The organism is Sphingomonas sp. jy18 (assembly GCF_056931895.1).
This window is the reverse complement of the sequence record NZ_JBXPBT010000003.1, coordinates 1-13,300: the sequence shown is the minus strand read 5'-3', so window position 1 is coordinate 13,300 and position 13,300 is coordinate 1. Positions and strand designations below refer to the sequence as shown.

Annotated in this window: 14 protein-coding genes; all 14 read left to right on the top strand. The window is 67.2% G+C overall.

All coding sequences use genetic code 11. The annotated features are described in order from the left end of the window. Positions 1–11: 11 nt before the first annotated feature. The 14 genes from AC0QC4_RS08550 (at position 12) to AC0QC4_RS08485 (ending at position 13,229) form a co-directional block, all read left to right on the top strand. Positions 12–2,150, top strand: coding sequence for a ParB/RepB/Spo0J family partition protein (locus AC0QC4_RS08550; RefSeq protein ID WP_012115010.1), 2,139 nt, complete (start codon positions 12–14; stop codon positions 2,148–2,150). Positions 2,151–2,210: 60 nt separating this feature from the next. Beyond that, positions 2,211–2,432: a hypothetical protein gene (locus tag AC0QC4_RS08545; protein ID WP_012115009.1), complete on the top strand. Its 222-nt coding sequence runs from the start codon at positions 2,211–2,213 to the stop codon at positions 2,430–2,432. A gap of 66 nt (positions 2,433–2,498) precedes the next feature. Next, on the top strand, positions 2,499–2,915 hold the full coding sequence (locus AC0QC4_RS08540) for a hypothetical protein (protein WP_012115008.1): 417 nt from the start codon (positions 2,499–2,501) through the stop codon (positions 2,913–2,915). Beyond that, a complete protein-coding gene (locus tag AC0QC4_RS08535; RefSeq protein WP_012115007.1) occupies positions 2,912–3,175 on the top strand; it encodes a DUF6117 family protein in 264 nt (87 codons plus the stop codon). Before AC0QC4_RS08540 ends, AC0QC4_RS08535 begins: the two co-directional genes overlap by 4 nt. Further along, positions 3,172–3,468 (top strand): hypothetical protein, encoded by a 297-nt coding sequence (locus AC0QC4_RS08530; protein WP_012115006.1) that lies wholly within the window; start codon positions 3,172–3,174, stop codon positions 3,466–3,468. The genes AC0QC4_RS08535 and AC0QC4_RS08530 overlap by 4 nt, the downstream gene beginning before the upstream one ends. A gap of 153 nt (positions 3,469–3,621) precedes the next feature. Then, positions 3,622–7,965 (top strand): strawberry notch family protein, encoded by a 4,344-nt coding sequence (locus tag AC0QC4_RS08525; RefSeq protein WP_012115005.1) that lies wholly within the window; start codon positions 3,622–3,624, stop codon positions 7,963–7,965. Further along, a complete protein-coding gene (locus AC0QC4_RS08520; RefSeq protein ID WP_012115004.1) occupies positions 7,965–9,020 on the top strand; it encodes a DUF7146 domain-containing protein in 1,056 nt (351 codons plus the stop codon). Before AC0QC4_RS08525 ends, AC0QC4_RS08520 begins: the two co-directional genes overlap by 1 nt. A gap of 326 nt (positions 9,021–9,346) precedes the next feature. Continuing rightward, entirely contained in the window at positions 9,347–10,273 is a 927-nt protein-coding gene (locus tag AC0QC4_RS08515) for a DUF2493 domain-containing protein (RefSeq protein WP_012115003.1), read from the top strand. Between the two features lie 282 nt (positions 10,274–10,555). Beyond that, positions 10,556–10,723, top strand: a complete 168-nt coding sequence (locus tag AC0QC4_RS08510) for a hypothetical protein (RefSeq protein ID WP_012115002.1) — start codon at positions 10,556–10,558, stop codon at positions 10,721–10,723. A gap of 142 nt (positions 10,724–10,865) precedes the next feature. Beyond that, positions 10,866–11,306 carry a hypothetical protein gene (locus tag AC0QC4_RS08505; protein ID WP_012115001.1) on the top strand — a complete coding sequence of 147 codons (441 nt, stop codon included), beginning with the start codon at positions 10,866–10,868 and terminating at the stop codon, positions 11,304–11,306. Between the two features lie 570 nt (positions 11,307–11,876). Continuing rightward, a complete protein-coding gene (locus tag AC0QC4_RS08500) occupies positions 11,877–12,200 on the top strand; it encodes a DUF736 domain-containing protein (protein WP_012115000.1) in 324 nt (107 codons plus the stop codon). Positions 12,201–12,385: 185 nt separating this feature from the next. Further along, on the top strand, positions 12,386–12,640 hold the full coding sequence (locus AC0QC4_RS08495; RefSeq protein ID WP_012114999.1) for an uS8 family ribosomal protein: 255 nt from the start codon (positions 12,386–12,388) through the stop codon (positions 12,638–12,640). An 82-nt stretch (positions 12,641–12,722) separates the two neighbouring features. Continuing rightward, positions 12,723–12,989 carry a DNA -binding domain-containing protein gene (locus AC0QC4_RS08490; protein WP_012114998.1) on the top strand — a complete coding sequence of 89 codons (267 nt, stop codon included), beginning with the start codon at positions 12,723–12,725 and terminating at the stop codon, positions 12,987–12,989. 111 nt (positions 12,990–13,100) lie between these two features. Then, on the top strand, positions 13,101–13,229 hold the full coding sequence (locus tag AC0QC4_RS08485) for a transcriptional regulator domain-containing protein (protein ID WP_483659377.1): 129 nt from the start codon (positions 13,101–13,103) through the stop codon (positions 13,227–13,229). The last annotated feature ends 71 nt before the right edge of the window (positions 13,230–13,300 follow it).

Genomic DNA, 13,300 nt, shown 5'->3' with positions numbered 1-13,300 from the left:
GAGTAACGATCATGGCGACTGCCATTCAGAAGATCACCCTGTCGTCGGCGCACGACATCCCCTTCAACAAGCTGGTGCTGAGCCAGTCCAACGTCCGGCGCGTCAAGGCCGGCGTCTCGATCGAGGAGCTGGCCCAGTCCATCGCCCGGCGCGGCCTGATCCAGAGCCTGCATGTCCGTCCCGTCCTCGACGCCGATGGCGCCGAAACCGGGATCTTCGAGGTGCCCGCCGGCGGCCGCCGCTATCGCGCGCTCGAATTGCTGGTGAAGCAGAAGCGTCTGGCCAAGACCGCGCCGGTGCCCTGCGTCGTCGGCGACGCCAACAGCGGCATCCTGGTCGATGAGGTCTCGCTGGTCGAGAACATCGAACGCGCGCCGCTGCATCCGCTCGATCAGTTCCGCGCCTTCCAGGCCATGCGCGAGAAGGGCATGACCGAGGAAGCCATCGCCGCCGCCTTCTTCGTCGGCGTCAATATCGTGAAGCAGCGCCTGCGCCTCGCTTCCGTCTCGCCGGTATTGCTCGAGATCTACGCCGACGACGGCATGACGCTCGAGCAGCTCATGGCCTTCACCGTCAGTTCCGACCATGCACGCCAGGAGCAGGTCTGGGACGCGATCAAGGATGGCTGGCAGAAAGAGCCCTATCACATCCGCCGGATGCTGACCGAGACCACGGTGCGGGCTTCCGACAGGCGGGCCGTCTTCGTGGGCGTCGAAGCCTATGAAGCGGCCGGCGGCATCGTGTTGCGCGACCTCTTCCAGTCCGACGACGGCGGCTGGCTGCAAGACCCGGCCCTGCTCGACCGCCTGGTGGCCGAGAAGCTCAAGACCGCCGCCGACGAGATCGCGGGCGAAGGCTGGAAGTGGGTCGAGGCCGCCCTGAGCTTTCCCTACGGCCACGAGCACGGGCTTCGGGAGCTTGCCGGAACGGCGGTCGACCTGACCGACGAGGAGCGCGCCACTCGCGAGGCGCTGCGTGACGAGTATGACCGGCTCGAGGCCGAATATGCCGAAGCCGACGAGCTGCCAGACGAGATCGACGCGCGTCTCGGAGAGATCGAGCAGGCGCTCGACGCCTTCGAGCAGCGCCCGGCGATCTACGATCCGGCCGACATCCCCACCGCCGGCGTCTTCGTCAGCCTCGACGCCGACGGCTCGCTGTCGGTCGACCGTGGCTATGTCCGCCCCGAGGACGAGCGCCCGGTCGCCCCCGAAGGAGACGACACGACGGAGACGGACGGCGACACCGGCCATTCGGCCACGCCCGCCGTTCAACGCGCCGTCGTCACCGTCGGCGGCCAGGCCGCGGAGCCGGAAGACGACGAGGAGGACGGCATCAAGCCGCTGCCCGAGCGCCTCGTCATCGAGCTGACCGCGCATCGCACGCTGGCGCTGCGTAACGCGCTCGCCGAGCATCCCGACGTCGCCATGACCATGCTGCTGCACAAGCTGGTCAGCGATACCTTCCGGCGACCCGCGCCGACGGGCTGCCTCGAGGCCAGCGTCCGCCACGTCTTCTTCTCCGCCCAACCGGAGGAGCTGAAGGACAGCGGCACGGCGCACGAGATCGCCGAGCGGCACGGGCGCTGGGGCGATCACGTTCCCGCCGACGACCAGGCGCTGTGGGACTGGCTCACCGATCTCGATCCGGGCACGCGCCTCGATCTGCTCGCCCATTGCGTCAGCTTCGGCGTGAACGCGCTGTTCGAGCGGCCGAACCCCTACGGATCGGGCGTCAGCCAGCATGGGCTGGATGTCCGCCTCGCCCAGGCCGACCGGCTGGCGCGCGCCACTGGCCTCGACATGGTGGCGGCGGGCTGGCGGCCGACGGTCGGCAACTATCTCGGCCGCGTCACCAAGCCCCGCATCCTCGAAGCCGTCCGGGAGGGCGCCGGCGAACGGGCCGCCCAACTCATCGACCATCTGAAGAAGGGCGACATGGCCAAGGAGGCCGAGCGCCTGCTGGCCGACACCGCCTGGCTGCCCGAGCCGCTGCGCCTGATCGATCCCCATGACGGGGAGGTCATCGAACCGGGCGCGGAGGCCGACGCCGACGAAGAGGCCGCCTTGCCGGCCTTCCTCAGCGAGGACGGCGACGAGGATGCCGAAGAGATCGAGGACGAGGACGCCCTGACGATCGCTGCCGAATGACCCTCACGGCGGGGGAGCGGCGAGAGGTCGCTTCCCCGCATCTTCGCAAGGAGACCTTCCATGATTGAACCCGACCCGTCGGCCACGCGCCGCGTCGTCTTTCAGTATCTCGTGCCCGTCCACGTCGAGGTCGAAGACGGTCTCGTCGTTTGCGTCACCGTCATCGACGAAACGCCGGTGCGCGATCCAACCCTGGTCGAAGGCGATGGCGGCTATCTGCCGGAAGCCGTCGCCGCCGCCGACGATGGCCAGCCCTGGCCATCCTGGCGGTTCGGCTACTGACCCCTTCGATCATCCCTCAACCGAGCCCGGCCATCGCGCCGGGCTTTCTCGTTTCAGGAGCCTGTCATGGCCAACTATTTCACCCATTTCTCGTGCCTGCTCGACGTCGGCACGCCCGAGAACGCCGCCCGCGCGCTCGATCTCTACAACACGCTGTCCGCGGAAGGCGCGTCGGAGGAACCACCCTCCGAGGGCTTCCTTCTGTCGATCGAGCCGCAATACGGCGGCACCGAACTCTGGATGCGCGACGACGTGACCGGCGATCCCGAGCGCCTCATCCAGTTCGTGAAGCGTTGCGCCGCCGATTTCGGCCTCACAGGCAGATGGGGCTTCCAATACGCCAACACCTGCTCGCGGCCGCGTCTCGACGGGTTCGGCGGCGGCGCCCATGTCCTCGACTTCGCCACCGGCGAGACCGTGGACTGGATCTACACCGATGGCTGGCTTGCCCAGACCCTCTCCGACGAGGGAGGTCCGCTGTGAGCATTCCCTCCCATGCCCGGAGCAATTTCCAGACCCTGCTGCGCGCGGCGGGCGACGGCAATCTCGCCCTCATGGAGTGCCTCGACGCGGTGACGGGCAGCCCCCGCTACGTCATCTGCGCCGTGGGGCGGGACAACGGCGACTATGTCTTCACGCCCTTTGGCCATCTCGCCGACGGCAATCCCTACGACGCCTATCTGCCGCCCGATCCCGACGATCCCGAAGGCTTCGTGCGGCCCGAGACGGGAGAGGCGTCATGACCGACATCGACGCCATCTTCGCGGCGGATCGCCAGCATCCGCCGCATGAACGGTCTCTGCCCTGGCCGGAGACCAGAGGCGGCCTCACCGTCGTCGTCGAGCCCAAGCCTCACTGGGCCGACGACATGCGGGCGTTTCGATCCGATGCTCGGGAATATTGCGCCTATGCCGACTGGACCGCGAACGGCGCTCGTGCGCGGTTCTTCGGCCATGTCGATACCTGCGGCGATGACCTGATCCGCAAGGCCCGCACGCTCGTCGCCTCCGAGATCGCGGACGGGCTCTGGAACTGATCCCCTTGAAAAGCGCCCCACCTCACGGTCGGGCGCTTTTCCCGTGCGGGCGCCTTGAGAGTGAGAGAGCCGCCGGGACGGGTTTGAGCTGGTGCGGTCGAGAGAGAGCGCCGCACGGGCTCGCCCTTTTCCGCTCTCCTTGAGGTTCCCACCATGACCATGATTTCCGCATCCGCGGCGGCGACCGCCGCGCCGCTTCCGCTCGGCTCCAATCCCGAACCCGCAGCCGCCCTCCTCGCGGCCGCCGGCCAGCTCCTGCCTCATCTCGAACGCGGCGAGCGCGTCGACGCCGCCGCCCTGCGTGCGGCGATGGAGACCGCCTTCGGCGCGCCGGACACCACCGGCGCCTGGGACTGGAAGACGGCCTATGACGCCTGCGAGGCGGCGACCGTCCTGTTCCTCCGTAAATACGGACGTGCGCTTTTCCGCAAAGCCGGGTCTCCGACGGCCCGCCTTTCCGCGCTGTCGAAAATCGCAAACCTGCTGCCGACGCATACGCGGCGTTCGGCGGAGAGCCAGACCTTCCAGCAGTTCTCGACGCCGATCCCGCTCGGCCTGGTCGCCGCCCACGCCGCGGCCATCACTCCGGCCGACCGGGTGCTCGAGCCGTCGGCGGGCACCGGCCTGCTCGCCATCCTCGCCGAGATCGCGGGCGGCGCGCTCGTTCTCAACGAGCTGGCCGACACCCGCGCCAATCTGCTGTCACTGCTCTTCCCGGCCATTTCCGTCACCCGTTTCGACGCGGCGCAGATCGACGATCATCTCGATCCCGCCGTGATGCCCAGCGTCGTGCTGATGAATCCGCCCTTCTCGGTCATGGCCAATGTCGAGAGCCGCATGGCGGACGCCGCTTACCGCCATGTCGCCTCGGCCCTAGCGCGTCTGGCCCCCGGCGGCCGGCTCGTGGCGATCACCGGCGCCAGCTTCGCACCCGACAATCCGGCCTGGCGGGACGCCTTCGTCCGGTTGCAGGCGCGCGGGCGCGTCGTCTTCTCCGCCGTCATCGACGGCTCCGTCTATGCCAAACACGGCACCACCATCGAGACGCGCCTGACTGTCATCGACAAGCGGCCCGCCGACGATCCCGCCGTGTTTCCGGCAGCGCCCGGCGTCGCGTCGGACGTCGCCACGCTGCTGGGCTGGATCGACGAGCAAGCGCCGGAACGGCTCGCCGTCGATCCCTCCGTCGTGGTCCCGGCCATCGCGCCTGCCACCCCTCGCAACGTGCGTGGCTATATCAACCGCGCCGCCAAAGCCGTCCCGGCGACTGCGCCGATGGCCGAACCGGAGGGCCTGCCGCTCGCCTACGAGACCCAGGACTGGCTCGCCGGCGAAGGCGGTCGCCTGTCCGAGGGCATCTACGAGGAATACGGATTGCAGGCGATCCGTATCGCCGGCGCCCAGGCCCATCCGACCCGGCTGGTGCAGTCGGCCGCAATGGCTTCGGTCGCTCCGCCCAAGCCGAGCTATCGGCCAAGCCTGCCGCCCAACATCCATGAGCTGCTGTCGGACGCCCAACTCGAGACCGTGATCTATGCGGGCGAAGCGCACGCGGACCATCTCGCCGGATCGTGGACGGTGGACGCCACCTTCGACATCGTCACCGCCGCGCGCGAGGATGCGGAGAACGCCGCCCGCTTCCGGCGCGGCTTCATGATCGGCGACGGCACCGGCGTCGGCAAGGGCCGTCAGTCCGCCGCGATCATTCTCGACAACTGGCTCCAGGGCCGCCGCAAGGCGGTGTGGATCAGCAAGTCCGACAAGCTGATCGAGGACGCGCAGCGCGACTGGTCGGCGCTCGGCATGGAACGCCTGCTGGTCACGCCGCTGTCGCGCTTCCCGCAGGGGCGGCCGATCACGCTGCCGGAAGGCGTCCTGTTTACGACCTATGCCACGCTACGCTCCGACGACCGCGGCGAGAAGGTTTCGCGCGTCCGGCAGATCGTCGAATGGTTGGGCTCCGACTTCGATGGAGTCCTCATTTTCGACGAGGCGCACGCGATGCAGAACGCCGGTGGCGGCAAGGGAGAACGCGGCGACGTCGCCGCCTCGCAGCAGGGCCGCGCCGGCCTGCGCCTCCAGCACGCGCTGCCGAACGCCCGCGTCGTCTATGTCTCCGCGACCGGCGCCACCACGGTCCACAACCTCGCCTACGCCCAGCGGCTCGGCTTGTGGGGCGGCGAGGATTTTCCGTTCTCGACGAGGGCCGAGTTCATCGAGGCGATCGAGGCTGGCGGCGTCGCGGCGATGGAGGTGCTGGCCCGCGACCTGCGCGCCCTCGGCCTCTACACCGCCCGCTCGCTCTCCTTCGACGGCGTGGAATACGAGTTGGTCGAACACGCCCTCAGCCCTGAGCAGACCCGCATCTACGACGCCTATGCCGGGGCCTTTGCCGTCATCCATAACAATCTGGATGCGGCGATGGAGGCCGCCAACATCACCGGCACGTCCGGCACGCTGAACCGGCAGGCCAAGTCCGCCGCCCGCTCGGCCTTCGAGAGCGCCAAGCAGCGCTTCTTCGGCCATCTGCTCACCAGCATGAAGACGCCGACTCTGATCCGGTCGATCAGCGGCGACCTGGAAGCAGGCCATGCCGCTGTCATCCAGATCGTCTCGACTGGCGAGGCGCTGATGGAACGCCGCCTGGTCGACCTGCCGACCGAGGAATGGAACGACGTTCGCGTCGACATCACGCCGAGGGAATATGTTCTCGACTACCTCGCCCATTCCTTCCCGGTGCAGCTCTACGAGCCCTTCACCGACAGCGAGGGCAACCTCTCGTCGCGGCCGGTCTATCGCGACGGCCAGCCCGTCGAAAGCCGCGAAGCCGTCGCGCGCCGCGACGAGCTGATCGCGCAGCTCGCCTCCCTGCCGCCCGTGCCCGGCGCGCTCGACCAGATCGTCCAGCATTTCGGCACGGAGCTGGTGGCCGAGGTGACGGGCCGCTCGCGGCGCATCGTCCGCAAGAGCATGCCTTCCGGCGGCGATCGCCTCGTCGTCGAGAACCGCGCCGCAGCCGCCAATCTCGCCGAAACCCAGGCGTTCATGGACGACAGCAAACGCATTCTGATCTTCTCGGACGCCGGCGGCACCGGCCGCAGCTATCACGCCGAGCTTTCGGCGCGGAACACCCGGCTGCGCGTCCACTATCTGCTCGAACCCGGCTGGAAAGCGGACGCCGCCATCCAGGGCCTCGGTCGCACGCACCGGACCAACCAGGCGCAGCCGCCGCTGTTCCGGCCCATCGCCACGGACGTCAAGGCGGAGAAGCGCTTCCTTTCCACCATCGCCCGGCGGCTCGACACGCTGGGCGCCATCACCCGCGGCCAGCGCCAGACCGGCGGCCAGGGCCTGTTCCGCCCCGAGGACAATCTGGAAAGCCCCTACGCCCGCGATGCGCTCCGCCAGCTCTATCTCCTGCTGGTGCGCGGCAAGGTCGGAGGCTGCTCGCTCGAACGCTTCGAGTCCGCCACCGGCCTGAAGCTGATGGACGCGAACGGCATCAAGGACGAACTGCCCCCGATCACCACCTTCCTCAATCGGCTGCTGGCCCTGACCATCGAGCTTCAGGGCATCCTGTTCACCGCCTTTGAGCAGCTTCTCACCGCCAAGATCGAGGGGGCCATAGCCGCTGGCATCTACGATGTCGGGCTGGAGACGCTGACGGCGGAAGGCTTCACCGTCACCGGCCGCCAGACCATCTATACGCATCCGGGCACGGGCGCCGAGACCCGGCTCCTCACCATCGCGCAGCGGACCCGAAACCGCCCGGTCACGCTGGACGACGCGCTCGCCCATCTCGGCGAATCCGGCGCCAGGCTGCTGGTCAACGAACGGTCGGGCCGCGCCGCGGTGCAGATCCCCGCCACCTCGGTCATGCTCGACGATGGCGAGATCGAACGCCGTGTCCGGCTGATCCGGCCGATGGAATCCCACACCGTTCCGGTGAAGATGATGGGCGAGACCCATTGGGCCGAGGCGGAACGGATCGACTTCGCCTCAACCTGGAACGCCGAGGTCGCGGACGTGCCGGCGTTCTCCGACAGCACGATCCATGTCGTCGCCGGCCTGTTGCTGCCGATCTGGAAGCGGCTACCGAACGAGTCCACCCGCGTCTATCGGCTCCAGACCGACGAGGGCGAGCGGATCGTCGGCCGCAAGGTCTCACCCGCCTGGGCGGCCAATGCGACCACGACCGGCGCAGCCACTCTCGCGCCCGCCGACGCCTTCATGGCGCTGATGGATGGTCGCACCATCCTCGACCTCGCCGAGGGGCTTCAACTTCACCGCGTCCGTGTGATGGGCGCCAACCGCATCGAACTGTCGGGTTTCACCGACACGATGCGCGAGCGGCTCACCGCCTACGGACTGTTCCACGAGATCATCTCCTGGAAGCTCAGGATGTTCGTGCCGACCGATAGCGCCGGTCTTGCGGTGCTGGAGCGAGTGCTGGGCCGCTATCCGGTCCAGCGCATCGGCGAACGCGAGGCGGCGTGATGACACGTCTCGACGCTTCCGATCTGGCGCAGCGTCTCGGCCGGGAGGCCGAGGCGGTGTGCCGCCACTATCTCGACGCCGGCCATCGTCAGGGCAATTACTGGCAGGTCGGCGATGCGCGCAACACGCCCGGCCGCTCGATGTTCGTCCGGCTCAAGGAGACGGCGAAAGGGCCGGCGGGCAAATGGACCGACGCCGCCACCGGCGAGCATGGCGATCTGCTCGACGTGATCCGGGAGAGCTGCGGCCTCACCGACTTCGCCGATGTCGTCGAGGAAGCCCGCAGCTTTCTCAGCCTGCCGCGTCCGAAACCCGCGCCGGCGAGCCCGAAGCGACCGAGCACGCCGGCCCCGTCAGGCTCGGCCGAGGCGGCAAGGCGGCTGTTCGCTATGTCGAAGCCGATCGGCGGCACGCTGGTAGAAGCGTATCTCCGCAATCGCGGCATTACGGCTTTGCACGGAACCGGAAGCCTCCGCTTCCATCCGCGCTGCTATTATCGACCGGACGATCATGGCCCGACCGAAACCTGGCCAGCGATGATCGCCGCCGTCACCGATCTTCGGGGCACGATCACCGGCGCACATCGCACCTGGCTTGCCCCTGACGGCCCAGATCCTATCCGGGTTGGCAAGGCGCCGATCGACACGCCGCGCAAAGCGATGGGCGACCTGCTCGGACACGCCGTCCGCTTCGGGAACGCCGGCGCGGTGATGGCGGCGGGCGAAGGCATCGAAACCATCCTGTCCGCACGTCAGGCGCTTCCGCACATGGCGATGGCGGCCGCCCTGTCCGCTGCCCATCTGGCCGCCATCCTGTTCCCCGACGATCTGCGCCGGCTCTATATCGTCCGCGACAACGACCCGGCAGGTGACGGCGCACGCGACAGCCTTGTCGAACGGGCGAACGCGGCCGGGATCGAGGTGATCGTGCTCTCGCCGGTGCTCGAGGATTTCAACGAGGATCTCCGGCGCCTCGGCCTCGATGCGTTCCGGGCCAATCTCAGGGTGCAGCTCGCACCGCAGGACATCGCCCGCTTCTGGCTCCAAGCCGCATAGTCGCCGGCATGGGGATGGCGGGGCCACCGTCATCATGCCCGCAGGATGCGTCCTTCCATCGGAGAGGACCGCGCCTCGGCCTTCGAGAGGGCGATCGGCCGTCAGCCAGGCCGGATCGGCAATGGCTGCGACCGACGATTTTCCGGCGCGGTCCCCCAAAAAGAGAAAGGGGGGACCGCTTTCCATCGCGAGGCAAAATCGCCGGCCTCCGCCATCCTCCGCTGCGCTTCGGCCCTGCGCTTCGCTTCGGGTGCAGGTCCGTCCCGCCCGACGGCTTCGTCGCCATGAAGGCCGCGACGGTCACGGTCCAACCGACGGAGCATCCCATGAACGGGCATGACGACTACGAACCCGAACACGCATCATCACCAACCGACCATATCGTGCAGGAGCTTCAGCTCTACGGCTACCGACCTTCGGAAGACGAAGCCGATCCCCGGCCTGTCCCGGAAGACCGCATCATCGAAGGCGCCGTGGCCGACATCTTCGACGCCCTGATCGCCACGGTGGCCGAAACCAGCCTCGATCCCGACCTCGACGATCTCCTCTGGTCGACCGTCAATATGTTCCACCGCGCCGTCGAACGGGCCGACCGCAAGCTCGACGACAACGAGCAGGAACAGAAGCGCCTCCAGCGTGAACAGGACGGCTCCGAGGTCAAATCCGTCCAGCTCGAACGCCTGATCGACCTGGGGCAATCACTGATCGAACGGCGCGACAGCCTGGAAGTCTTCCGCGACAGCGCCGCCGATCACTATCTCCGCGCCACCGGCTCCCCCTGGTCCCAGCGTAACGGATCGCGCGTCAACCATCGCCACCTTACCGCCGCGATGATCGACAGCCGCGATTTCATCGCCGCCAAACGCCGCGCAGAAACCGAGGTGCTCGTGCCCGCAGGCCCGAAGATCGCCTTCTCAGGCGGCGACACCGCCGATTACAGGCTGATCTGGGCCAAGCTCGATCAGGTTCATGCCAAACACCCGGACATGGTGCTGATGCACGGAGGCTCCCCGAAAGGCGCCGAAAAGATCGCCTCGCGCTGGGCGGAAACCCGCAAGGTGCCGCAGGTCGCCTTCAAGCCCGACTGGACGAAGCACGCCAAAGCCGCCCCGTTCAAGCGCAACGACGCCATGCTGGCGATCATGCCGATCGGTGTCTTCGTCTTCCCTGGCACCGGCATCCAGGACAATCTCGCCGACAAGGCCAGAAAGCTCGGCATCCCGGTCTATCGGTTCAGCACGGGCGGCGCGTGAGCGCCGTCCGCATTTCCATCGACACGCCAACACGGCCGCGAGGCAATCCGGCATGGACGCCATCGGACAACGACCGCTCCCGTAGCGAGTCTCCACCCCGCTTCAAATGCGCTGATCCTTGGTCCCGCCAAGGGCCTGACGCCATCAACCCATAAAGGGTCGGACTACGCTGCGCGTGCCGCCGCTTCGGCTTCACCTGCGCGGTGATCGCGGCCCTCGGCCGAACACATCGGGCGCCTGTCAGCGGGGGATGGACCTCCGCTCGAAACAGGAGCCGGTTCGATGTCCTTCAACGACGCACACGCCTTCGCCTTCAGCCTCGCCACCACCCTGATGGCCGTCATCGTCATCTTCCGCGCTGGCGACGGGACGCTCTCGGTCACGCCCGCCAGCGAATATGACGGCGACCTTTCGCAGATCGTCCGCGAGATCGACCCCTTCGGCCCATGATGGGTCGAAGATCATCGCCTGCGGGACTGGAACCTCATCGGTTTCCGCTCCCGCCGGCGTCGATGTTCTGCTATAGTTCTCGATGCGCCGTGGTGGTGGTGGAAGGCGCGACCGTCAGAACCGTTCTTTCGGAGACACCACCATGATCTTTCTGGGCACAATCCTATCCATCGCAGCCATCGGCTTCTTCTGCTGGCTGCTGTTCACGCTCGCCGTCTTTGCGCTGCCCCTCTTCGCGGGCGCCACCGCCGGCGGCTGGGCCTACCAGACCGGCGCGGGCTGGCTAGGCGCGATCCTGATCGGCACGCTCGCGGCCGGGCTAACGCTCGGCGCCGGCCAGCTCCTGCTTGGGCTGGTCCGCCCGCTCTGGGCGCGGCTGTTGATCGCGCTCGCCTTCGTCGCTCCGGCCGCTATCGCCGGCTACCACGCCACGCACGGCATCGTGAAACACACCATGCCATCTGAGACCTGGCAGTTGGTATTCTCGGTCTTCGGCGCGGTCGCGGTCGGCGTCACCGCGTTCGCGCGCGTCACGGGCATGGCGGCCACCGGCCCGTCCGGCCAGAGCCAGGCTCGGGCCTGATCACCCCGCCGGGATAGCGGGACAGAAAAGCGCTTCCGTTCTGTCCACACCATCGTCTTGAGAGGGCGACGCGGACGACAGTGCCCGGATCACGCAGAGAACCACGGCTCAATCATCCCCTCGGGACACGCCTGGACCGAGCGCCGATCCCGGCGCAGCCCATCGATACTGACCGGCGGAGGTTTTCGTCCGTGGCAGGTCGGGCGAACACGAGAAACGCAAGGCCCGCCGACAAGGGGGAGAGATACGCCGGTGAATATCGCGCAGGTCTTGGCGCCGGTCTCGACAGGGCCACCATCATCTCCGCTTCTGCCCGCCTCCAGACCGCTCCAAACGGCCTCTCCAATGGCTTGATCTGGCCGAAGGCCGGCTGCGCCTCGATCGCCTGTGGCGCAACAGCCGCGTCAAACTTTCTTCCCCTGCCGGCTGCGCCGTCATTCCTCGCGGGACAACAAAGTCCTCCTTAGCTGTCAGGCCCCTTCGGGGTGCGCTGTCGATCGCCTCCGGCCCGTCGATCGCCATCGAGGCCGCAATGGTGCGGGCTCGAAAACGACAAACGGAGATTTGAAAATGGCGACCATCGGCACCTTCAAGAAGACCGCCTCGAACGAGTTCAGCGGCGAAATCGTCACCCTCAGCGTCCAGGCCAAGGGCGTGCGCATCGTCCCTGACCAGCGCGCCACCGGCGAAAACGCCCCCAGCCACCGGGTTCTGGTCGGCCGCGTCGAGATCGGCGCCGCCTGGTCCAAGCGCTCCAACGAGGGCCGCGACTATCTGGGCCTCAAGCTCGACGATCCGAGCTTCAACGCCCCCATCTACGCCAACCTCTTCGACGACGAGGACGGCGATGGCTACTCGCTGATCTGGTCCCGCCCGAGCCGCCGGGCGGACTGACCCACCGAGCAAGGCCCCGGCCGGACAGGCCGGGGCCTTTGTCTTGCCTACGCGCGAATCAGTGGCGCCGTCGAAGACCTAAAAGAGCGGACGACAAGTTTTCGAGCCCCCCTCGCGCCGCCAAGAGCGACTAAAATAGTCGTAGTTCTGGCAGGTAGTTATTGGCCGGTGGGAGGTGGTCATTTATGATCACCGCCCGACAATCACGGGCCGCACGCGCGTTGCTGGGATGGACACAGGAGACGCTCGCTGACCAGGCTCGGACATCGCTGACTGCGCTCAAGCGCCTCGAATCCGAAAGCGGCCTCGAGGTCTATGAGTCGACGCGCGATCTCGTGCGCAGGGCGCTGGAAGCCGCAGGGATCGTCCTGCTATCGACCGATAAGGGCGAAGGCGTGTTGTTGCTTCACGACAGGAAGGATCTCTCGCCAAAGCGCTAGTCGGCTGCCCCGCCTCAAGCGCTGCGCTAGAATTTCCCAAGATCCTGTTAACGAAACGCCATTAAGCGATTATAGTCGCTCTATGGGCCAGAAAACGTCGTCGTTCCTCGACGAGCCACCAATCAGCCAGTCGCTCACATCTTATGACCGTGAGCACATGGCTCTTTATCTGCGTTTGCTCGACTCGGCCCGCGACGGCGCGGCTTGGCAGGAGGCGGTCCAGGTCATCTTCGGCCTCGATCCCTCCCACGACCCACAGCGTTGCCGCCATGTTCACGACACGCATCTGGCGCGGGCGCGCTGGATGACGGAACAGGGCTATCGCGAGTTGACCCGCCCCCCGCATTGATTGCCCGATGCCGGCGCGGCATCGCTCTTTGCCTATAGTCCAGCTTCCGCCGGACGGTTCCGTCAGGAATCCTTCCTCCTCCACAAGCACATAAGCGAAGGGAGGATCGCAATGACACCCAGCGCAGCAGGCTGGCGCTCTTCTGCCGCCTATGAACATCTCGCCGAGATGAGCGCGTCCGATCTCGCCTGGGAGTGGCTCCGGCGCAATGACGCCTATGACGAAGACTACCAGGTGTAGATTTCCACTGAGAAGTGACCCGGTATTTCCATCGAGAATTGACCCGGGTGATGGTATGTCCCGCAGAGCGG